We start from the raw sequence: 20,403 nt of genomic DNA on the forward strand, positions 1-20,403 counted from the left end.
GCGGCCGTGATGATCTTTTCTGGTACGGTGAGCGCGTTCGGGCGTGACGTACGAGGAGGTGAGACCCATTACCGCTGATCGCAGTGGGGTGTTCTCATCCGGCAGTCGTGGAGTCCGCCGACTCGGGTGACAGATGAGGGGCGCCCCGTTCCCAGAGGGCGTTCTCATGGCTGTTTCTCTTTCTTCCGTCGCTCTGTCCGCCGTCGTCGCGCGGTTGCGTACGGCTGGTTGTGTCTTCGCCGAGGACGAGGCGGAGGTGCTCGTCTCCTCCGCCGTCGATGAGGCGGCGTTGGAGTTTCTGGTCCGGCGCAGGGTCGAGGGCCTGCCGTTGGAGCAGGTGGTGGGCTGGGCGGAGTTCCGCGGTCTGCGGGTCGAGGTGGATCCGGGGGTGTTCGTTCCTCGTCGCCGTTCGGAGTTCCTGGTGGACGAGGCCATCATGCTGGCTCGTCCGGGCGCGGTGGTCGTCGATCTTTGTTGTGGTTCGGGTGCGCTGGGTGTGGCGCTGGCGGGTGCGGTGGCGGGGGTGGAGTTGCACGCCTCGGATGTGGAGCCGGCCGCGGTGCGGTGTGCGCGGCGCAATGTGGGGTCTGTGGGCGGGCGGGTGTACGAGGGGGATCTGTACGGGGCGTTGCCGGGGATGTTGCGGGGCAGGGTCGAGGTTTTGTTGGCGAATGTTCCGTATGTGCCGAGTGATGCGGTGCGGTCGTTGCCGGTGGAGGCTCGCTTGTACGAGCCGCTGGTGTCCCTTGACGGCGGTTCGGATGGGTTGGAGGTCCTGCGCAGGGTGAGCGGGGCCGCGTCCGACTGGTTGGCGCCGGGTGGCCATGTGCTGGTGGAGGTCAGCGGGCGTCAGGTGGATCAGGCTTTGAAGATCTTCGCTTCTGACGGTCTGTTCTCCCGGTCGGTGGAGGCGGAGGGCTGGGGTTCGTGTGTGGTGGTGGGTTCCATGCCGTTCGGCGTAGGCTGATCAGTTCCTCGGGTTTTTCGGCAGGCAAGGGGGCGGACATGGCCGTGCGTGTCGTCGCGGCCGCCCCGGCGAGGTCGGAGCGGTCCCTGCGGCTGGTGGTCCTGCTGGCGGTGCTGGGGATGCTCGGGCTGGCGCCGGCGGCCCGTCCCGTCGTGGCCGCGGGGGATCGGGGTGCTCTGGCGCAGGCCGTCTCGCGGGTGTCCGCGGGTGAGGACTGCTCGGCGCCTCCCCGGATCTTCCGGGGGGTGCAGCCGGAGCAGCCGGCCGTTCTGGTCGTGGCTCCTTCTTCTCCGGTGCTCGTGCGTCCGTCTTCGGCGGTCGTGCGGGTCGGGGATCGTGCGTGGCGGGGGTTCGCGGAGGCCTGGTTCGTGGTGTCGCGGGCCGGGCGGGCTCCTCCGTTCTCCTCAGGTATCTGACGTCCCCCTTTTTCTCGTTACACGGCCCCTCGGCGGGCCGTGCCATGCCTGTTGGAGTTCCCTTGACACGTGCTACACGGATACGGGCGCTGCTGGCGCTCGCCGTCCTGGCCCTGGCCGCGTACATCACGGTGACGACGCCCGTGCGGCTGGGGCTCGACCTGCGGGGAGGCACGCAGATCGTGCTGGAGACCCGCGATTCGGCCACGGTGAAGGCCACTTCGGAGGTCACCGACAACACCGTGGAGACGTTGCGGCGCCGCGTGGACGCGTTGGGCGTCGCCGAACCTCAGCTGGTGAGGTCCGGGGACAACCGGATCATCGTGGAGCTGCCCGGCGTGCAAAATCCGAAGGAGGCGGTGGATGTTCTGGGTCGTACGGCCCAGTTGAGCTTCCATCCCGTCCTGGGGTATGCCGGGGAGCAGGCCGAGCCGGAGAAGGAGAAGCCCGGTGAGCTGGTGCTGCCCGATGAGGACGGGCAGAAGTTGCGGTTGGGTCCGGCGGGGCTGACCGGTGCGGAGGTCGGGGGTGCCGAGCCGGGCAGTGATCCGCAGTCGGGGCCGGGCTGGTTCGTCAACGTCGACTTCAAGGGGCAGGGAGGGAGTAAGTGGGCGAAACTGACCGGTGACGCCGCCTGTGCTCCTGAGGGTGATCCCCGGCGGCGGGTGGCGATCGTGCTGGACGGGGAGGTCATCTCCTCGCCGCAGGTGGTGTCGTCCGTGGCCTGCGGTATCGGTATCGCCGGCGGGTCCACTCAGATCACCGGGGACTTCACGTTCGATGACGCGGAGGAGTTGGCGCTGCTGATCAAGGGCGGTGCGCTGCCGGTGCCCGTCGAGTTGGTGGAGCAGCGGACGGTGGGTCCCACTCTGGGGGCCGAGGCGATTTCGGCGAGTGCTCAGGCCGCGATCATCGGTACGCTCCTGACCTCGTTGTTCATCATCGTCGTGTACCGGTTGCTGGGGTTGCTGGCGGCGGTGGCGCTGGCCTGCTACGGGTTGATCTCCTATGCGGTGCTGGCGGGGTTGGGCGCGACTCTGACGCTGCCGGGGTTGGCCGGGTTCGTCCTGGCGATCGGTATGGCGGTGGATGCGAACGTGCTGGTGTTCGAGCGGGCCCGGGAGGAGTACCGGGAGCCTCGGGCCACGTTGCGCACTTCGTTGTCCGCCGGGTTCCGGAATGCTTTCAGTGCCATCGCCGACTCCAATGTCACCACTTTGGTCGCGGCGCTGTTGTTGTTCTTCCTGGCTTCGGGTCCGGTGCGCGGGTTCGGTGTGACTCTGGCCATCGGTGTTCTGGTGTCGATGTTCAGTGCGCTGGTGATCACTCGTGCGTTGGCCGAGGTGGTGCTTTCGTTTAAGGCCGTCCAGAAACGTCCTGGTATCACCGGTATCTCCCAGCTGGGTCGTGTCCGTGAATGGCTGCAGCGGCGCGATCCCCATCTGATGCGCCGTCCCAGGAGGTGGCTGGCGTTCTCGCTGCTCGCAGTGATCATCGCTGGTGCGGGCATCGCGGTGCGCGGGCTGAACCTGGGTGTGGAGTTCACCGGCGGGCGGTTGATCGAGTACTCCTCGTCGGCGCCCGTGAACGTCGACCGGGCCCGAGATCTGCTGGTCGAGGCCGGGCAGCCGCGTGCGGTGGTCAACGCCTCGGGTGACGGGGGCCTCACCGTGCGGACCGGGCCCTTGGACAACGAGCAGGAGGCCCGGGTCACCCAGGTGCTGGACGGCGGTCTGGAGGGCGACCTGACCAAGGTCAGGGATGAGCTGATCGGCCCCAGTCTGGGCGACGAGCTGCGCCGGTCGGCGATCATCGCGCTGCTCGCCGCGCTGGCGATGCAGATGGTCTACCTGGCGTTCCGGTTCCAGTGGACCATCGCGGTGGCCGCGGTCGCCGCGATGGTCCACGACGTGGTGATCCTGGTGGGCATCTTCGCGTGGCTGGGCAAGAGTCTCGACGGCGTCTTCCTGGCGGCGCTGCTGACCATCATCGGCTATTCGGTCAACGACTCCGTCGTCGTCTTCGACCGGATAAGGGAGCTGATGGGGGATCGGAGCAGGTCCTTCGCACGCCTGACCAGCGTGGCGATCTACCAGACGATCCCGCGGACCATCAACACCGGGATCGGGGTGGTGTTCATCCTGGCCTCGCTGCTGTTCTTGGGCGGCAGCACCCTGAGGGACTTCGCGCTGGCGCTGCTCATCGGCGTCGTGGTGGGGACCTACTCCTCGGTGTTCACCGCGGCGCCGCTGGCGGTGGAGCTGCACCGCGTCGGGCGGAGCCCCGGGAGGAAGGAAGGGCCCAAGGCGGCGGAGCAGCCCGCTTGAGCCGGCGCGTGCCCCGTCCCCGTCGTGCGGGGGCGGGGCACGCGTTTCAGGGGATTCTCTTTCTCGCCGAAACATGGGCATTGTCATACTTCGACTGATCTTCTGGTCGCATGGGCTCACGGAGCCCGGGTACTTCGCCTGCATGGACGTGGCACAGGGGCAGAGCGAACTGAACGGGATAGCGGGCTGGGCCGAGGACGTGATGGAGTCCCTCGGCGAGATCGGCGTGGGGCTGCTGATCGCGCTGGAGAACCTCTTCCCGCCGCTGCCCAGCGAGCTCATCCTCCCTCTGGCCGGCTTCACCGCCAGCGAAGGCGAGCTGAACGTCGTCCTCGTGATCGTCGCCGCCACGCTCGGTTCCCTCTTCGGCGCCCTCGCCCTGTACGGGCTGGGCGCCTTCCTCGGCCACGAGCGCGCCTGCCGGCTGGCCGACCGCCTGCCCCTGGTCGATTCCGGGGAGTTCGACAAGGCCACCCGCTGGTTCTCCGACCACGGGAACAAGGCGGTCCTCTTCGGCCGGATGGTCCCGGTGGTCCGCAGCCTCGTCTCCGTCCCCGCGGGCATCGAGCGCATGCCGCTGGTGCGCTTCAGCCTCTACACCACCCTGGGCAGCGCCCTGTGGAACACGATCTTCGTTCTCGCCGGGTACACGCTGCGCGAGAAGTGGCATGACGCGGAGAAGTACGCCAACTGGGCGATGTACGCGGTCCTGGCGCTGTTCGTCCTGTGGTTCGTGAAGTTCGTCGTCACCCGTCTGCACCGCGACCCCCTGCCCCCCTCGGACTCGGATTGCGGCGAGCGGGCCGCCGCCGACGGTGACGACAGGCGGCCCACCCGCACCGCGGGCGACCGCTGATCCGGCGCGGTCAGTCCTTGATGCGCTTCATGGTGAGGTGGGAGTCGACGCGGGAGACGGCGGGCAGCGGCATGATCTGCCCGCTGAGGAACTTCTCGTAGGCGACCTGGTCGGCGACCGCCACGCGGATGTAGTAGTCGGGGCGTCCGAACATGCGCCGGAACTCCAGGACCTCCTCCAGGGCGGCGACGCGGGACTCGAACTCCTCCACGGTGTGCAGGTCGTTGACCGCGATGTCCACGGACAGGACCACTTCCAGGGAGCGGCCCAGGGCCTCGGGGGAGATCTGGGCGCGGTAGCCGGTGATCACACCGGCGTCCTCCAGCCGTTTGACCCGGCGCAGGCAGGGCGGCGGCGTCAGTCCCACCCTGCGGGCCAGTTCCACGTTCGACAGGCGCCCGTCTCTGGCCAGTTGGAACAATATTTCACGGTCTACGTGATCCAAGCCATCATTATTGCTCATATACGACATTCTAGCTAATTGTCTGGAACCATATTGCGCGTATTAAGTACTAAAATTGCGTTCCATGAGTGAAATGCGAGCGAGAGGCGGTTCGAAGGACTTCACCGCGGCCGCGGCCGACACCGCCTCGGTGGGACTGAGCCTGATCCCCCTGGGGATCAGCTTCGGCATCCTGGTGGTGCACACCGGATTGGACTGGTGGTGGGCGACGGTCTTCAGCGCCGTGGTCTACGCCGGATCGCTGGAGTTCCTGCTGCTGGGCCTGGTCGCCGCGGCCACCCCGCTCGGGCAGATCGCCGTGACGGCGCTGCTGGTGAACCTCCGCCACGTCTTCTACGCCCTGTCCTTCCCGCTGGCCCGGGTGGGGCCGCTCGGCCGCCTCTACGCCACCTTCGCGCTCACCGACGAGGCCTACGCCCTGACCTCCGGCGAGCGCGCACGCTCCTGGAGCGGCGCTCGCATCCTGTGGATGCAGGTGCTGTGCCAGGGATACTGGGTCGCCGGAGCCACTCTCGGCGCGCTCGCGGGCGTCCTCCTCCCCTTCACCCTGCACGGCCTGGACTTCGCCCTCACCGCCCTGTTCGTCGTCCTGACGATCGACGCCTGGCGGGCCCGGCGGGACCTGCCCGCCCCCCTGATGGCCGCGGCGTCCTTCGCCGCCGCCGCGCTCCTGACCCCCGGGCAGGTGCTGCCCGTCGCGATGGGCCTGTTCACCGCCGGTCTGCTCGTCCGCCACGCCCTGACCCGCCGCGACGCCGCACCCGCGTCCGCCCCGCTGCCCGCACCCGCGCCCGAGAGCCCGGACCGCCTGGTGCTCGCCGGAACGTCCGGGGAGAGGTAGGCCCTTCCGTGTCCAGCCCGCTCTACCTGACCGCGGCCGTCGCGATCAGCGCCGCCGTCACCTGGGGCCTGCGCGCCCTGCCCTTCGCCGTCCTCACCCCGCTGCGCGGCTCGGCCGTCCTGCGCCTGCTCTCCCTGCAGATGCCCGCCGGCATCATGCTGATCCTCGCCCTCTACACCCTGCACCAGGCGCGGCCCGACACCTGGCCGGCCTTCGTGTCCACCTCCCTGGCCCTGGCCGCCGCGGTCGGACTGCACCTGAAGACCCGCAACGCCGTCATCAGCGTCCTGGGGGCCACCGCCCTTCACGTGATGCTGTCGACCCTCTGGCAGGTCTGAGAGACTCCGGCCTCACCGCCGCGCACACGTGCCGTCCGCGGCCGGAGGCGTCCGAGGCCGCCCCCGCCGGGTCGGGCGGGAGCGGGTCCCGGTCATTCGGCGATGTTGATGTTCCCGCCGGTGGGAACGGGCACGACCTTGACCCGGCCGTCCTTGATGGCCTGGTACAGGATCGCCCCGTTCGGGCCGAGGACCTTCACCAGGTCCCGCAGAGCCTTGAGCTCCGTCTGGATCTGCTTGTTGCGGTTGGTCTGGGTCTGGTCGTCCTGGACGGCCTGCTGCGCGGCGGCCAGGGAGGTGCGGACGTTCTCCGGCGGGGTCGGCTGCTGGAGGGTGAGCAGGAACGACCCGCACTCGCCCTTGTCGGTGTAGGCGGGCGAGCAGAAGTAGCTGTCCCCGGCCGTCGCGTTGACCTGGGCGGCGACCGCGGTGCCGACCTCGTCCTCCCAGGACTTCTTCACCTCGGGATTGGAGTACAGGTCGATCCACTTGTACTTCTTGGACACCTGGTCCAGGGCCCGGTCGAGCGGGGCGCCGATGTAGACGCCGAGCATCTCCGCCCACCCGTCGTCCTCGTAGGCCTCGTACTTCAGGCCGATCTCCTCGTGGAACTTGCGGAGGGTCCTGCAGGCTCCGTTGAGGCTGAAGGTCGCCACGCCCTCGACGGTCAGCTCGAGGTTGTCCTTCGAGACGACCTTCATCGTGTCGGTGTCGCCGTCCTCGCCGAACCTGTAGGTGCGCTGCCCGATGGGGTAGGTGAAGACCTTGTCCCCGGGCCCGTGCCAGATGCGTCCGTCGCCGCAGTCGTCGAACTCGGTGGAGGACAGCGGGCCGGCGTTGTACTCCAGCCCCGTCCTGTCGGGCGGGACGGACACCGAGCAGCCCGAGGCGGAGACCGCGACGACGAGGACGGCGGACGCCGCCAGGGCGAGGTACTTGAGGTGCTTCACTGGGATTTCTCCTATGGGGGGGAGGGGGAAATCGGTACCGGAAGACTCCAGTCCAAGATCAGACGTTTCCCAGCGCGTTTCGGTTTTGCGGATGGCGGAGAACGGTCAGCCGCGGAGCACGCCGGGCAGCTGGGCCAGGCCGGTGATGCGGTGGATCCCCTCGGGCACGGACGCGCCCGCGCCCGTGCGGTCCAGCCAGATGCCGGTGAGGCCCGCGGCCTGGGCGCCCAGGGCGTCCAGGTCCAGGCGGTCGCCGACGTAGGCGACGTGCTCGGGCGGCAGCCCCAGTGCGGAGCAGGCCTGGAGGAAGGCGCGGGGGTCGGGTTTGGAGCAGCCGAGGTCGTCGGAGCAGACGACGAACTCGAACCGGTGGCGCAGGCCGAGCATGGTGAGCTTGCGCTCCTGCACGGCAGTGGTGGAGTTCGACAGGATCCCGTGCCGGTAGGGCGGCGCGGCCAGGACCTCGAAGACGCCATCGACGTCGGGGAACGCGCTCCAGGAGGCTTCGAACACCTCCAGGTAGCGGCCGAACCAGGCGTCGGCCTCCGCATCGGACAGCTCCCGCTCCAGCAGGCGCCGCACCCGCTCGCGCCGCTGCCCGGCGAAGGTCAGCTCACCGGCCGTGAACCGCGTGTACTCCTCGTCGGTGATCTCCCGCCACCGCCGCAGCGCGGTCTCGTCGGTGTCCAGCCCTTGGGCGGCGAAGTACCGCAGGGCCGCGATCCGCTCGGCTCCCGAGTGGTCGAAAAGGGTGTCGTCCACGTCCCACAGCACCGCTTCGATCATGGTTCGAGGATATCCCCGGCCGTGCTCAGCCCTCGGCGAGGAAGGCCGGCAGCAGCCGGTCGAGATCGATCCCGAACGGGAGGCTGTGGTGGGAGGTGCCGGGGACGACGGCGGTCGTCACGGCGGGCACTGATCGCCGGGCGGCCTCGGCGACTTCGCGGATGTCGTGGGTGCGGCTGTGCTCGGCGAGCAGGACCAGTGTCGGCGCGGTGACCTGCCGCAGGTTCTCGGGGCGGGGGCGCTTGGGCATCACGATGCGCGGCCGCGGCAGTTGCGCCGCCAGTGCCGCGACCTCCAGCCACTCCCTGTCGACGGGCAGTCCGGCCGTCTCCCAGCGGAGGAAGGCGCGGGTGCGGGCGGGTGAGGGGATGAGCAGGGAGGGCAGCGCGTGCAGCAGGTAGCGGGGTCTCATGCCGGTGAAGCAGTCGGTGGGGTCGAGCAGTGCGAGCCTGCTCACCCGGTGGGGCGCGTGCGCGGCGTAGGCCAGGGAGAGCCAGCCTCCGTAGGAGTGGCCGCACACCTGCGCCGCGGGTACGTCCAGCCCGTCGAGGACGGTGTCGAACCAGCCCGTGGCGTCCTCGACGGTCCGCATCGGACGGCCTTGGGCCGCGCTGCGTCCGGCGTCGCCCGGGAGGTCCACGGCGTACACCCGGCGGGAGCGGGCCAGTGATCCGGCCACCGCGGTCCAGACCGTCGACGTGGCTCCGCCGCCGGGGATCAGCAGCACCGGGGGAGCGTCGACGTGGCCGCACGCGTGCACCTGCGTGCTCCCGTACGGGGAGGAGAGGGTGAACGATTCCGTGCCTGAGGGCCATCTCTTCAGAAGGGTTTCATAGGCGGCGAAGAACTCATCTGTCATACATCCCCCTTTACCTCACTGAACGATATACTCAATGAATGAGAGAAGTTGCCCGCCCCGCCGACGACCCGCGGATGGCGCTGGTGCACCTGCTCCGCGCCGTCACGGTCGAACTGGGCCTGGCCGGCGACCGGTTCGCCACCCTGCACGGCCTGCACCCCACCGACCTGCGCGCCCTCATCCACCTGCTCGACGCCGAACGCGCCGGCCTCAAGGCCACCCCCGGCCTGCTCGGCGGCCGGCTCGCCATGGCCTCGCCCGCCGTCACCGCTCTGGTCGACCGCCTGGCGCGGCTCGGCCTGGTGCGGCGCGCTCCCGACCCCGCCGACCGCCGCCGCGTCCTCCTCGAGGTCGACGACACCGCCGTCGCCCTGGGCTGGTCGTTCTTCGGACCGCTCATCTCCCAGGTCATCCAGGCCGCCGACGGCTTCACCCCCGCCGAACTCGACACGGTCGAGCGCTTCCTGACCACGGTCCGCGACTCGATCGCCACGGACCCCTCCTCCGTGCCCCGGACCGAACCCCTCGAAGAATGACCCCCGCCGCCTGAAGGGGCTCCGCGAAGACCGCTCTCGGAAGGCGAGTGAGGAGTCCCGGCCTACGCGGGCTTCACCCGCGGTCCGCCAGAATCACGCCGAAGGACCGTCCACGGGGTCACCCTCCCGCCAGCCAGCTGACGGCGTCGACGCCGAGCCCGGCGGGGGCCATCGTGCGCAGGGAGTCCTCCAGGTCGGCGAGGCGGCCGGGGCCCAGCTCGGCCGCCCACCGCGCGCGCAGCCCGTCGAAGATCACCGCGGAGCGGTCGAGCGCGTCGACGCCGCGTCCGGTCAGGCGCACCAGTTTGCGCCGCCCGTCGGTGGGATCGTCCACCCGCTCGGCGTAGCCGAGCTCCTCCAGGCGGTCGACGGTCTTGCCCGCCGCCTGCTTGGAGACCCCCAGGCGGCGGCCGACCTCGCTGGCCGTGGCGCCGCCGGGGCCGATGGCCTGCATCGCGAACCCGTAGGCGGGGCGGACGTGCGGATGGCCCTGGCGGGCCAGTTCGGCGTGCAGCTCATCGATGAGCGCGCGGAATCCGGCGAGCAGCAGCAGGGGCAGCTCGAATCCCGGACGCCCGTCGTCAGCGGTTGCGGACATCGTCAACCCGGTTTACTATTTCGACAACCATGTTGCCCATTTTAGAGGGAGATCCCCCATGACGTTCACCGACCACACCGTCGAGTCCGCCCCGCCCGCCGCCCGCCGCTCCATGGAGGCCGTCGCGAAGAAGACGGGATACCTGCCCGCGGCCGTCGCCCGACTCGCCGAGTCCCCCCAGCTGCTGGACGGCTTCCTGCGCATGAGCGGCCTGTTCGAGACGACCTCCCTGAGCCCGCTCGCCCGGGAGACGCTCATCATGACCATGGCCACCCGCAACGGCTGCAACGTCTGCGTCGCCATGCACTCGGCCAAACTGGCCTCGCTCGGCGCCGACCCCGGCCAGATCTCCGCCCTGCGCGAGGCAAGGCCCCTGGACGACGCGCCGCTGGAAGCCCTGCGATCGTTCGTCCTGGAAGTCCTCGCCACCTCCGGAGCCGTCTCCGCCAAAGCCCTGGAGGAGTTCCTCCAGCACGGCTACACCCGGCAGAACGCACTGGAGGTCGTCCTCGGGATCGGCGCCTACACCATGTCCACCCTCGCCAACCGCATGACCGACGCGCCCCTGGACGAGGCGCTGCGGCCGTTCGCCTGGCACGAGCACGCCGCCTGACCCGCGCGCCCCTCCCGAAGGCTTGCATCCTGTACCCCGGTACAGGCTTACCGTTGGGGTGCGGCCGCCGCGGGAGCGGTCGGGAGGGGTGCCGAGATGGCCGGTCCTGATCTGCCGATCATGTGCACGTTGCCGCCGAACGCGATGGTCGAGCGGCTGACCCGTTTCGAGGCGCTGTTCGGGGCGAGCCTGACCGGGCTGGAGCGCGAGCCGCTGCTGCTGCGGCTGGCCTTCGAGGCCGGGGCCGAACGGGAGGCGCGACTGCGGGAGCTGTTCGCCGCCGAACAGCGGTGCTGCGCGTTCCTGACGTTCGGCTACGAGCGGACCGAAGCCGGGCTGCGGGTGTCGATCGCGGCGCCGGCCGGGGCCGGTGCGACGCTGGACGGCTTCCAGGCCCTCGCGGAACGCACCGCCCCGCCGCAGGCCGTCGCGCGGAGCTGGACAGGATGAGCGAAGGCAACGGGGGTCTGCGCAGCGGGCGGCTCGCCGACGCCGCCGGAGTGAACCCCCAGACCCTGCGGTACTACGAGCGGCGCGGCCTGCTCGCCGAACCCGGACGCACTCTGGGCGGGCACCGCCTCTATCCCGCTGAGGCCCTCACCGTGCTCCGGGTCATCAAGGCGGCGCAGCGGCTCGGTTTCACCCTGGAGGAGATCGCCGACCTGCTGCCGACCGCCGCCCACCGGCACGGCCGGAGCGATGCGCCTCTCGTCGAGAGGGCGAGGCTGAAACTGACCGAGGTCGAAGAACGCCTCGCCGACCTCACCGTGATCCGAAAGGCCCTCCAGCAGACCATCGACGCGGGCTGCTCGGACCTCATCGCGTGCGCCGAAGCCCCGGACTGCCCGCTGCCGTTCGCCGAGCCCGCCCGCCCCTCCCCGAAAAGCGCCCCGTGAAGAACACTTCCGGGAGCGGCACCGGCCTCGGCATCGCCCCCGCCAGAACACCGTGGACGCCGACGGCCGGCGAGGATGCCGCCGCAGGATTTTGGATGGCGGTGCAGGTCTGGCGGTGGTGGGATGGGCGGGTATGAGGAATCTGCGATGGCACGGGCGGGCCGAGGTCGACGACGATCCGAAGAGGGTCATCAGGGACTGCGTCGAGTACGCGCTGTCATGGCCCGGAGTGCTCGACCGTCCGGCCGAGGAGCTCCTCGCCTCGTGGTTCGCGCCGGACGGGCGCGGGATGACCGTCCCCGACCTCTTCGTCGCCCACCGGGCGCGGGAAGCCGACGACCTCCCGCCCGACCAGAGGGACGCCGCCGACCCGCGGACCGGGGAGATCTGGGTGCTCACCCGCCTCAGGTTCCGCGGCGAACCGGAGGAGTCCGCCATCGTCACGGGCCCCGAACTGCGCCACCTCCTCACCCAGGGCCTCGCCGCCCGGGGCATGGCATGAACGACGCCTCCGGCAGAGAGCTCAGATCTCCACTCCCAGCAGCTCCCGGAACGCCTCGCCCCCCGCCGGAGTCACCTTCACCGCGCGCCCGGAGCCGACTCGCCGTACCCACTGCCTCTCCAGCGCCGCGGCGCACAGGGCCGCTCCCAGCGCTCCGGCCAGGTGGGGCCGGCGCTCCGTCCAGTCCAGGCAACTGCGCACCAAGGGCCTGCGGGTGCCCGCGGGATGCCGGTAGCCCAGGGCGTCGGCCAGCCAGGCCCGCCCCTCCGGGGTGACGGCGAGCCCGGAGTCGTCGGCGACCAGCCCCCGGTCGATCATCGCGTCGGACAGGGCCACGCCCAGCCGACCCGCCAGATGGTCGTAGCAGGTGCGGGCCCCGGCCTCGGCGCCCAGCTGAACCGATCGGCGAAGGTTCCGCGGGCGGGAGACGTCCGGGGCGTAGGAGGCGAGGGCTTCGATCAGGGCGGCCGCCTCCGGGCCTGCCAGCCGGACATAGCGGTGCCGGCCCTGGCGCTCCTCGGTCAGCAGCCCGCCCGCGACGAGGCGGGAGAGCTGCTCGCTGGCGGTGGAGGGGCGGACTCCGGCGTGCCGGGCGAGTTCGCCCGCGGTCCAGGCGCGGCCGTCGAGCAGGGCCTGGCAGAAGGCGGCCCGGGTGCGGTCGGCGAGCAGGGCGGCGGTCTCGGCGAGCGGGGACATGCGGCCATGATGCCGCAGGGACGGTTCGGGCTACGCCGAACCTTCCCGGGCCTAGCGTCAGGGCCATGACGCACAAGATGCACGAGTTCGACCGCTACGCGGACGTGCGGGCGGCGCTCGCCGACCCCTCGCTCGTCCCGGAGCCGCAGGACGGGTACGACGGTCCGGCCGGGGCGAGTGTCGCCTGGCTGCGCGCCACGGTGGCCCGCCTCAGCTCGGGGGAGCCGCACCGGCGTCGGCGGGCCCTGGTCGAAGCCGAACTCGCCCGGCTGGAACCCGCCTCGCTGTGGCAGGCGGCGGCCGCCGGGCCGGAAGGAGAGGTCCGGGCGCGAGTGGTGCGAACCCTCGCCGAAGCCCTGGGGATGCAGGAGCCCGCGGCGGTGGCGGAAGCGGTGATCGTGGTGGCCGGAGCCTACTTCGGGGGCGGCGATGCGTCGGCGGACGAGGCGGTGGCCCGCCTGGTGGAGCGGCTGGCGCCGGACCCGGCGGACGAAGCCGCTCTGGAGGCCGCAGCCAACCGCATCGGGCTGCTGGTCCAGGCATGTGAGGCGAAGGCCGCGCTGGTCGAGGCCGGCGGCGGCGCACCGCTTGCCCGCGTGCTCCGGGAATCTCCCCCGGTACGGGCCGTGCGTCGCATCGCCGCCAGGGCCACCCGAATCGCGGGCCGGGAGATAGCCGAGGGCGACGCGGTACTCCTCGATCTCGCGGCCGCCGCCCGCACCCACCCGGCATCCCTCGCCTTCGGAGCCCCGCCCCGAGTCTGCCCCGGCCGCTCCCACGCCCTCGCCCTGGCCGGCGGCCTGCTCCAGCGCCCCCTCACCCCCTTCGCCCGCCTGCACCACCGAGCCGCCCCGCTGCTGCTGCCCAACGCCTGGGACCACGCCTCAGCCGCCGCTCTGGCAGCGCAGGGCTTCGCCGCCGTCGGCACCACCAGCCTGGGCGTGGCCGCCGCAGCGGGCCTGCCGGACGGGGCCGCCGCCACCGCCGACGCGACCCTGGCGCTGGCCCGCCGGCTCGGACGGGACTCCTTCCTGTTCACCGTCGACGCCGAAGGCGGCTTCAGCGATGACCCGCAGGACGTGGCCGAACTGGCCCGAAAGCTGTACGAGGCGGGCGCGGCGGGGATCAACCTCGAAGACGGCCGCCCCGACGGCACGCTCGCCCCCGCCGAGTCGCACGCCGCGAAGATCGCCGCCGTCAAGACCGCCGTGCCCGCACTGTTCGTGAACGCGCGCACCGACACCCACTGGCTGGGACGCCAGGAGGAAGAGACCCCGACGCGCCTGGCGATCTACGAACAGGCCGGTGCGGACGGGGTGTTCGTGCCGGGGCTGTCGGACCCGGACGGCATCGCCGCACTGACCGCGGCCCTCGTGGTACCGCTGAACATCCTGTACACGCCGGCCGGCCCCACTCTCTGCGAACTGGCCGCTTTGGGGGTGCGCAGGATCAGCCTCGGCTCACTGCTCTACCGCAGGGCCCTGGAGGCGGCCGTGGCCACCGCGACCGCCATCCGGGACGGACGGCCGGCGGACCTGACGGCCCCGTCCTACGCCGAGGTGCAGCGCCTGGGGACGCCCGCCGGAACGCCCCGGAGCTTCATGTGACGTCACGACCACCGGAAACCGGATCACCACCGCCGTCGACCGGGATCAACGCTCAGCGCCGGCACTCCGAAGGACGGTCACTCGGCCAGACGTCCGATGACGGAGGGCATACGCCGTCCCGCCTCAGAATCCGAACACCTCTGTGACTCTCTCGGCCAGGTGATCCTCCGTCATCGTGGCGCCGACCTCGATGGCGGGCAGTCCGAGACGCTTCGTCTCCTCATGCAGGCGCACGGTGAACATCCGATCACGAGCGAGCAGGTTGTGCAGGGCAGTCTCCGGATCACTGGTCTTGCGGGCGATGTCCCACAATGAGCCTCGGCTTTCGAACGCGGCCCGACGGAACTCAGGCGTCGGGAGCAGCCAGACGGCGTGGCCGGATGCGGCGAGGAGGGGTTTGACCAGGTGAGGCAACAGCCGAAAACCCTCGACGATCACGCCGGGGGCCTCCGGGAGGCGGAGGAGGTCCTCGACGATCAGGCCGAAGCCCTCGCCCCGAAACCAGTGGAACGTCTCGAGCATCGTCTCCGGAGACCGGTTCACCCATCGCTCGTCCATGTCCATGGCCTTGAAATCGCTCAGGAACGGGCTGTCTCGGGATGCGCTCCGGTCGGCGTGGTCCGACATCACGTCGTCGGTCGCGTAAATACGCAGACCGTGCCGGGCCGCCATGCGACGGGCGATGGTCGACTTGCCCGCACCGCTCGCGCCACCGATCCAGTAGACGTGCCGGAGCCTCGCCCGCAGTGCGGCGTCGGCGGCGATGACCGGAGGCCGGCTAGCCAAGGACCATGTCCAGGATGCCGGAGTAGAAGACGACGTAGGCGACGAGCGCGAACGGGAGTCCCGAGGCGAGGGCGGTGAAGATGGCGTGCAACCAGACCCTGGCAGGAGCGCTGTGCGTAGTCGCGGGCGTAATGATGGCGCTGGTCATACCGTCGGATTCCCGTGCTTTGGATCTGCTGATGGCCCTGAGGAGGGATCCATCGTACGTAAAAGCAAGAGGAACTTCTGCATCGCGGCGTACGGGCTGTCCGGGCGGTGTCTAGGGCGCGGTGGCCAGGCCGGATTCGTAGGCGAAGATGACCAGCTGGGCCCGGTCCCGGGATTCTGTCTTGGCGAGCAGGTTGGTCAGGTGGGTTTTGATCGTGCTGGTGGCCAGGACCAGGTCGGCGGCTATCTCGGCGTTGGACATGCCTCGGGCCACGCGGGCCAGGACGTCTCGTTCGCGGTCGGTGAGGGCGGCGAGGACCCTGCGGGACGGGGTGGCCTCGGGGAGGCGGTCGGCGGGGGAGGGGGGCGTGGCGGTGAAGCGCTCGATCAGGCGGCGGGTCGCCGCCGGGGTCAGCAGGGCCTCGCCGGCCGCGACCACGCGGATCGCCGTCAGGAGATCTTCGGGGGGCGAGTCCTTCAGGAGGAAGCCGCCGGCGCCCGCGCGGAGGGCGGCGAAGACGTACTCGTCCAGGTCGAACGAGGTCAGGATGACGACGCGGACCGACGGGTCTTCGGTGATCTTCCGGGTGGCGTCTATGCCGTTCATCCCGGGCATGCGCACGTCCATCAGCACCACGTCGGGGCGGAGTTCCGCCGCCAGGTCGACGGCCTCGGCTCCGTTCTCCGCCGCGCCCACGACCCGCATGCCCGGTTCGGTGTTCAGCAGGGCCGAGAGCGAGACCCGCAGGAGCGCCTGGTCGTCGGCGAGCATGATCCGGATCACCGGCCGGCCTCGTCCAGCGCGAGGGGCTTGTCTTCGGGAGCGTAGGGGAGCCGGGCCTCCACCTGCCAGCCGTCGGGGGAGGAGGGCTCGGCCTTCACCGTGCCGCCGTAGAGGCGGGCCCGCTCCTCCATGCCGGGGATGCCCTGGCCCCGGCCGCGCACGGCGACCGGGCCGGGGTTGCGCACCCGCAGGCGGACGCCGTCGGCCTCGTGGGTGACGTCGACGGTCGCCGATCTGATGGCGGCGTGCTTCACGGCGTTGGTCAGGGCCTCCTGGACGATCCGGTAGGCGGCCAGGTCGGCGCCGGCGGCCAGCGGACGCGCGGTGCCGTGGATCGCCAGTTCGGCGCGCAGGCCCGCAGCCGAGGCCGCGGCGACCAGGCCGCCCAGATCGGCCAGGCCGGGCTGGGGGGCGAGTCCGTCGGCGTCGTCGCCGCGCAGGAGGCTCATCAGGCGGCGCATCTCCGCGAGGGATGAGCGGCCGGTCCGCTCGATCGTCCCGACGACCTCGTGGAGCGGGTCGTCGGGGGCGGAGCGCAGCCGCGCGATGCCGGCCTGGACGGTCATCAGGGTCACGCCGTGGGCGACGACGTCGTGCAGTTCGCGGGCGATCGTCAGGCGTTCCTCGGCGATCCGGGCTTCGGCTTCGGCGTCGGCGCGGCGGCGCTGCTGTTCGGCGAAGGCCGTCGTCCATTCGCGGCGCTGGCGGACGGCGTCGGCCAGCACGCACGGCGGCAGCGCGACGATCAGCGGGACCACGACGAGCTGGAGCGGGGTCATGCCGCCCTGCTGGATGACGATCCCCTGGGCCAGCAGCCAGGTCCCGGCGGCGGTGAGGACGGCCGCGCGTCTCGACCGGACGGCCGCCGAGTAGGAGGCCAGCATCCAGGCGGCGGGCTGCAGGGTGGCTTCCAGATCGAAGACGAACAGGTAGGTGATGGCGTTCGTCCAGATCAGGACGGGCACCGGGTACCTGCGGCGGAGCAGGACCGGGGCCGTGGCCGCGAGCAGGGCGAGGAACAGGGCGGGCTCGCCGTCGCCGTCCGCGGCGAGGGCCGCCAGCAGCAGGATGGCGACGGCGTCCAGAGCGGTCCAGTGCCACGGGCGCATCGCGTTCACGACATGACCGTATGACACGGTTCGTCCTGCCGCCTCCCCCCACGGTCCGAAGCGTGATCGGCACCGTGGGCGGAAGCGGCCCGCCCGCCCGGTCGCAGATCGTAGGGCCCGGGAGGCACAAGATGATCGAAGTCAGTGATCTGGTCAAGCGCTACGGCAGGGCCACGGCCGTCGACGGGCTCACCTTCACGGTCCGCCCGGGACGCGTCACCGGGTTCCTCGGGCCGAACGGCGCGGGAAAATCCACCACGATGCGGCTCATCCTCGGGCTCGAGCGGGCGAGCGAGGGCCGCGTCCTGATCGACGGGCGGCCGCTGCGCGAACTCGACCGGCCGATCACCCGGGTCGGGGCGCTCCTGGACGCCTCCAGGGTGCATTCCGGGCGGACGGCCCGCGATCATCTGCGGGTGATCGCGGCGGCCAACGGCGTCGGGGACCGCCGCGTGGACGCCTGCCTGGAACTGGCCGGGCTGGCCGCGGTGGCGGGCCGCCGGATCCGCGGGTTCAGCCTGGGCATGCGCCAGCGGCTCGGCATCGCCGCGGCCCTGCTCGGCGACCCCGGCGTCCTGTTGTTCGACGAACCGGCCAACGGCCTGGACGCCGAGGGCGTCCAGTGGGTCCGCACCCTGATGCGGGACCTGGCCGCCGAGGGCCGGACGGTCTTCGTCTCGTCCCACCTGATGGCCGAGATGCAGAACACCGCCGACCACCTGATCGTGATCGGCCGCGGCAGGCTCCTGGCGGACGCCCCCATCGGCGACCTGATGGCGACGGCGTCCCTCGGGATCCGGGTCCCCGAGGCGAAGACGGGCACGGCGGTCGGGCTGCTCGCCCAGGCCGGCGGAGACGTCACCGTCGACGGCGGCGACCTGCTCGTCAAGGGCCTCGACGCGGCCCGCGCCGGAGAACTCCTCCTCAAAGGCGGCATCCCGATCGTCCATCTCGCCGAACGCCGCTCCTCCCTCGAGGAGGCCTACCTGGAACTCACCGGCGAAGCAGTCGAATACCGCGCTCTGGAAGGGCAGTCATGACGGACATCCGGTACATCGTGCGGTCGGAGTGGATCAAGCTCTGGTCGGTGCGGTCGACATGGTGGTGCCTGGGGGCGGCGGCGGTGGTCGTGCCGGTCTTCGGAGCGCTGGCGGCGTCGGCGGTCGATCCCGTCGAAGCCGCGGCGCTGCCCAAGGCTTGGCTGGCCGAGGACGGGTTCGACCCGCTCGAGCCGCTGACCGCCGTGCTGCTGGCGCAGTTCGTGTTCGGGGTGCTGGGAGTGCTGACGGTGACGTCGGAGTACTCCACGGGGCAGATCCACAGCTCGCTGCTGGCCGTCCCGCAGCGGCGGCGGCTCCTGACGGTGAAGCTGGCGGTGCTGACGGCGGTGGTCGCGGCGGTGGCGACGGTGCTCGTGTTCGGGACGTTCTTCCTGACCCAGGCCCTCCACCCGGACGGGCTCGGCATCGGCCTGGCCGAAGGAGGGGCCTGGAAGGTCCTGCTCGGCTGCATCGCCTACCTGCTCTTCATCACGGTCTTCGGATTCGCGGTCGGCGCCGCGGTGCGCGGGACGGGCTCGGGGATCACGCTGTTCATGGCGGTGGCGTTCCTGGCGATGAGCGCCCTGCCCGCGGTCTTCCCCAGCACGCTGCGGGATCAGGCCGTCCGCTACACCTTCGTCGGGCTCGCCGAGTCGCTGACGACGCTCCAGCCCGATCCGCGGCCGGGGATGCCCGCGGCCGCCCTGTTCCTGGCCGCGTACGCCGCCCTCGCGCTGGCCCCCGCGATGCTGCTGGCGGAACGGCGGGACAACTGATCGGAACCCGGCCCTGCAAGCCGCCCCGCTCGTCGCGCGCCTTCCCCGGCCGAGAAATTCGATCTTGTTCCGCGAATCTCCCGCATGCCCGCGATCTTGATGGCAGAATCTCCTACTTCCGCATGGTTTAAGGAGGTTTGGATGCTCAAGCGAACTGCCGCGGTGCTCGTCTCGGCCGTCTCGGTGCTCGGCGTCGGCACCGCCGTCGCGCCGGCGGCCCACGCGGGCGGATACGGATGCAAGGGCAATCTCGTGAAGACCATCCCGGTCCCGCTGAAGGACATGCTGACCGGGAAGACCTACTACCGCAGCGACGTCAAGCTGTACTACAACCCCAAGTCGGGCTGGAACTGCGCGGTCATGGTCAAGCGCCCCGGCAAGCCCCGCTACAACGCCAAGGTCCCGATGTACCTGAAGATCATGAACGCCCGCTGGGCCGAGGACCGCCAGAAGAACAACGTCGACACCGACCAGGGCGACTTCCGCCGCTACGCGGGCCCGGTCAAGGTCAACGGACGCTGGAAGGGCAGGGGCCTGTGCATCAGCGTCTACGCCCTCTACTCCGACGCCGAGGCCAACGGCAGGGACGAGGAGTGGAACGGCCGCCTCTACAAGTCCGGCCTGGCCTGCCGCTGATCGAGAAGGAGCCCTCGTCCCGGCCCGTGGAGAGGAGGACGAGGGCTCTCCAAGCCCGCGGACCCCGGGGGCCGGAGGACGGGCGAGCCGTCCGAAGCGCGTGACGGGATGGCCGTCGGCCAGATCCTGAAACCGGTGGAAAGGCTCAGGAAGTATCCATACGCCGAAGCCCCCAGGATATTGCCCGCCGATGGCCTCTCCTTGGAATTTCCTGTTCCACGATTGGTATATGAGCGGACAGGCGGACGAGGAGTTCGCGAAAGACCACTTGGTCAAAACGGCCCTGTCGCTTTTCGCGAGCCTCGGCTACGACGGCACGGACAACGAGATGATCGCCAACGCCGCGGGCGTCGACCGGCAGGAGGTCGCTGCGGCAGGGGGCCGCACAGCCCTCTATCTGGGGATCCTCGAAACCTTCTACCAGGCGCAGTCGAAGATGCTGGACGAGGCGGCCGCCGCCTTCACCCCCGACGAGGCCGGGATCCGCGACCTTTTCGACCGGATGCTGGACTTCTACGTGGACCACCTCCCCCAAATGGCGCTCTGGCAGCACCGCTACCTCCACGACGCCGCCGACATCGCGGACATCGACACCCGCTACAGAATGCCGATGCTGCGGAAAATCGCGGACGTCTTCGGGACCGAAGCCCTCACTCCCGCCGGCGTTCAAATGCTCTTGAACTTCGTCAGCTGGAGCCTCCGCGGCTTCCTGAGCGAAGGCGTCATCCGGCTCGAGGGGCCGCCGCTGGGGCCCGACACCGTGGAGGGCCAGAACCTGCTCCGCTCCTACCTGCACGAGCTCGCATCTCTCGTCTTCAGCGAGGACCGCCTGCGAGACCGTTGACCTTCGCGACCGGGGCGGGCACGGCCTGCG

The 20,403-nt window shown here is 70.7% G+C and carries 26 protein-coding genes; 16 read left to right on the forward strand and 10 right to left on the reverse strand.

What is annotated here, in order from left to right; genetic code table 11:
- Positions 1 to 166: 166 nt before the first annotated feature.
- The 4 genes from ABD327_RS29090 (at position 167) to ABD327_RS29105 (ending at position 4,566) form a co-directional block, all read left to right on the forward strand.
- Positions 167 to 967: a putative protein N(5)-glutamine methyltransferase gene (locus ABD327_RS29090; protein WP_344454986.1), complete on the forward strand. Its 801-nt coding sequence runs from the start codon at positions 167 to 169 to the stop codon at positions 965 to 967.
- A 38-nt stretch (positions 968 to 1,005) separates the two neighbouring features.
- A complete protein-coding gene (locus tag ABD327_RS29095) occupies positions 1,006 to 1,383 on the forward strand; it encodes a hypothetical protein (protein WP_344454988.1) in 378 nt (125 codons plus the stop codon).
- A 62-nt stretch (positions 1,384 to 1,445) separates the two neighbouring features.
- On the forward strand, positions 1,446 to 3,710 hold the full coding sequence (secD, locus tag ABD327_RS29100) for a protein translocase subunit SecD (protein WP_344454990.1): 2,265 nt from the start codon (positions 1,446 to 1,448) through the stop codon (positions 3,708 to 3,710).
- A gap of 142 nt (positions 3,711 to 3,852) precedes the next feature.
- Entirely contained in the window at positions 3,853 to 4,566 is a 714-nt protein-coding gene (locus ABD327_RS29105) for a DedA family protein (protein WP_344454992.1), read from the forward strand.
- A 10-nt stretch (positions 4,567 to 4,576) separates the two neighbouring features.
- Here ABD327_RS29105 and ABD327_RS29110 read toward each other — a convergent pair whose 3' ends face one another.
- The gene (locus tag ABD327_RS29110) at positions 4,577 to 5,011 is read right to left on the reverse strand and encodes an Lrp/AsnC family transcriptional regulator (protein WP_344454994.1); all 435 of its coding nucleotides are present in this window, start codon (positions 5,009 to 5,011) and stop codon (positions 4,577 to 4,579) included.
- Between the two features lie 82 nt (positions 5,012 to 5,093).
- Here ABD327_RS29110 and ABD327_RS29115 point away from each other — a divergent pair, with 82 nt between their 5' ends.
- Both ABD327_RS29115 and ABD327_RS29120 read left to right on the forward strand, forming a co-directional pair.
- Positions 5,094 to 5,870: an AzlC family ABC transporter permease gene (locus ABD327_RS29115; RefSeq protein ID WP_344454996.1), complete on the forward strand. Its 777-nt coding sequence runs from the start codon at positions 5,094 to 5,096 to the stop codon at positions 5,868 to 5,870.
- An 8-nt stretch (positions 5,871 to 5,878) separates the two neighbouring features.
- Complete coding sequence (locus ABD327_RS29120) at positions 5,879 to 6,208, forward strand: branched-chain amino acid transporter permease (RefSeq protein ID WP_344454998.1); 330 nt, start codon at positions 5,879 to 5,881, stop codon at positions 6,206 to 6,208.
- A gap of 92 nt (positions 6,209 to 6,300) precedes the next feature.
- Here the strand turns inward: ABD327_RS29120 and ABD327_RS29125 are convergent, their stop codons facing one another.
- The 3 genes from ABD327_RS29125 to ABD327_RS29135 form a co-directional block, all read right to left on the reverse strand.
- On the reverse strand, positions 6,301 to 7,158 hold the full coding sequence (locus ABD327_RS29125) for an SPFH domain-containing protein (protein ID WP_344455000.1): 858 nt from the start codon (positions 7,156 to 7,158) through the stop codon (positions 6,301 to 6,303).
- 105 nt (positions 7,159 to 7,263) lie between these two features.
- Complete coding sequence (locus tag ABD327_RS29130; protein WP_344455002.1) at positions 7,264 to 7,944, reverse strand: HAD family hydrolase; 681 nt, start codon at positions 7,942 to 7,944, stop codon at positions 7,264 to 7,266.
- Between the two features lie 25 nt (positions 7,945 to 7,969).
- Complete coding sequence (locus tag ABD327_RS29135) at positions 7,970 to 8,803, reverse strand: alpha/beta fold hydrolase (protein ID WP_344455004.1); 834 nt, start codon at positions 8,801 to 8,803, stop codon at positions 7,970 to 7,972.
- 38 nt (positions 8,804 to 8,841) lie between these two features.
- Between ABD327_RS29135 and ABD327_RS29140 the strand changes: the two genes are divergently transcribed.
- Complete coding sequence (locus ABD327_RS29140) at positions 8,842 to 9,339, forward strand: MarR family winged helix-turn-helix transcriptional regulator (RefSeq protein WP_344455006.1); 498 nt, start codon at positions 8,842 to 8,844, stop codon at positions 9,337 to 9,339.
- 118 nt (positions 9,340 to 9,457) lie between these two features.
- On the opposite strand, the gene ABD327_RS29145 is transcribed toward ABD327_RS29140, so the two are convergent.
- Complete coding sequence (locus ABD327_RS29145) at positions 9,458 to 9,937, reverse strand: MarR family winged helix-turn-helix transcriptional regulator (protein WP_344455008.1); 480 nt, start codon at positions 9,935 to 9,937, stop codon at positions 9,458 to 9,460.
- Between the two features lie 58 nt (positions 9,938 to 9,995).
- Between ABD327_RS29145 and ABD327_RS29150 the strand changes: the two genes are divergently transcribed.
- From ABD327_RS29150 to ABD327_RS29165, 4 genes are all read left to right on the forward strand, one after another.
- Complete coding sequence (locus ABD327_RS29150; RefSeq protein ID WP_344455010.1) at positions 9,996 to 10,550, forward strand: carboxymuconolactone decarboxylase family protein; 555 nt, start codon at positions 9,996 to 9,998, stop codon at positions 10,548 to 10,550.
- 96 nt (positions 10,551 to 10,646) lie between these two features.
- Complete coding sequence (locus ABD327_RS29155) at positions 10,647 to 11,000, forward strand: hypothetical protein (RefSeq protein ID WP_344455012.1); 354 nt, start codon at positions 10,647 to 10,649, stop codon at positions 10,998 to 11,000.
- On the forward strand, positions 10,997 to 11,446 hold the full coding sequence (locus ABD327_RS29160; RefSeq protein WP_344455014.1) for a MerR family transcriptional regulator: 450 nt from the start codon (positions 10,997 to 10,999) through the stop codon (positions 11,444 to 11,446). The genes ABD327_RS29155 and ABD327_RS29160 overlap by 4 nt, the downstream gene beginning before the upstream one ends.
- A 133-nt stretch (positions 11,447 to 11,579) precedes the next feature.
- Positions 11,580 to 11,948 (forward strand): hypothetical protein, encoded by a 369-nt coding sequence (locus tag ABD327_RS29165; protein ID WP_344455016.1) that lies wholly within the window; start codon positions 11,580 to 11,582, stop codon positions 11,946 to 11,948.
- Positions 11,949 to 11,969: 21 nt separating this feature from the next.
- Here ABD327_RS29165 and ABD327_RS29170 read toward each other — a convergent pair whose 3' ends face one another.
- Positions 11,970 to 12,644 carry an ArsR/SmtB family transcription factor gene (locus ABD327_RS29170; RefSeq protein ID WP_344455018.1) on the reverse strand — a complete coding sequence of 225 codons (675 nt, stop codon included), beginning with the start codon at positions 12,642 to 12,644 and terminating at the stop codon, positions 11,970 to 11,972.
- A 65-nt stretch (positions 12,645 to 12,709) separates the two neighbouring features.
- Here ABD327_RS29170 and ABD327_RS29175 point away from each other — a divergent pair, with 65 nt between their 5' ends.
- Positions 12,710 to 14,251 (forward strand): isocitrate lyase/PEP mutase family protein, encoded by a 1,542-nt coding sequence (locus ABD327_RS29175; RefSeq protein ID WP_344455020.1) that lies wholly within the window; start codon positions 12,710 to 12,712, stop codon positions 14,249 to 14,251.
- A 123-nt stretch (positions 14,252 to 14,374) separates the two neighbouring features.
- Here ABD327_RS29175 and ABD327_RS29180 read toward each other — a convergent pair whose 3' ends face one another.
- The 4 genes from ABD327_RS29180 to ABD327_RS29195 form a co-directional block, all read right to left on the reverse strand.
- Positions 14,375 to 14,923 (reverse strand): hypothetical protein, encoded by a 549-nt coding sequence (locus ABD327_RS29180; protein ID WP_344455023.1) that lies wholly within the window; start codon positions 14,921 to 14,923, stop codon positions 14,375 to 14,377.
- Between the two features lie 106 nt (positions 14,924 to 15,029).
- Complete coding sequence (locus tag ABD327_RS29185) at positions 15,030 to 15,185, reverse strand: hypothetical protein (protein ID WP_344455025.1); 156 nt, start codon at positions 15,183 to 15,185, stop codon at positions 15,030 to 15,032.
- Between the two features lie 111 nt (positions 15,186 to 15,296).
- A complete protein-coding gene (locus ABD327_RS29190) occupies positions 15,297 to 15,968 on the reverse strand; it encodes a response regulator (protein ID WP_344455028.1) in 672 nt (223 codons plus the stop codon).
- A complete protein-coding gene (locus tag ABD327_RS29195) occupies positions 15,965 to 17,077 on the reverse strand; it encodes a sensor histidine kinase (protein ID WP_344455537.1) in 1,113 nt (370 codons plus the stop codon). Before ABD327_RS29195 ends, ABD327_RS29190 begins: the two co-directional genes overlap by 4 nt.
- A 131-nt stretch (positions 17,078 to 17,208) precedes the next feature.
- Here ABD327_RS29195 and ABD327_RS29200 point away from each other — a divergent pair, with 131 nt between their 5' ends.
- The 4 genes from ABD327_RS29200 to ABD327_RS29215 all read left to right on the forward strand — a co-directional run bounded on the left by ABD327_RS29200 (position 17,209) and on the right by ABD327_RS29215 (position 20,373).
- A complete protein-coding gene (locus ABD327_RS29200; RefSeq protein WP_344455030.1) occupies positions 17,209 to 18,117 on the forward strand; it encodes an ABC transporter ATP-binding protein in 909 nt (302 codons plus the stop codon).
- Positions 18,114 to 18,893 (forward strand): ABC transporter permease, encoded by a 780-nt coding sequence (locus ABD327_RS29205; RefSeq protein WP_344455032.1) that lies wholly within the window; start codon positions 18,114 to 18,116, stop codon positions 18,891 to 18,893. The genes ABD327_RS29200 and ABD327_RS29205 overlap by 4 nt, the downstream gene beginning before the upstream one ends.
- A gap of 141 nt (positions 18,894 to 19,034) precedes the next feature.
- Positions 19,035 to 19,529 carry a hypothetical protein gene (locus tag ABD327_RS29210; protein ID WP_344455034.1) on the forward strand — a complete coding sequence of 165 codons (495 nt, stop codon included), beginning with the start codon at positions 19,035 to 19,037 and terminating at the stop codon, positions 19,527 to 19,529.
- Positions 19,530 to 19,758: 229 nt separating this feature from the next.
- Entirely contained in the window at positions 19,759 to 20,373 is a 615-nt protein-coding gene (locus ABD327_RS29215) for a TetR/AcrR family transcriptional regulator (protein WP_344455036.1), read from the forward strand.
- Positions 20,374 to 20,403 lie beyond the last annotated feature (30 nt).

The sequence above is a fragment of the Actinocorallia aurantiaca genome (assembly GCF_039533685.1).
GTDB classification, from domain to species: Bacteria; Actinomycetota; Actinomycetes; order Streptosporangiales; family Streptosporangiaceae; genus Actinocorallia; species Actinocorallia aurantiaca.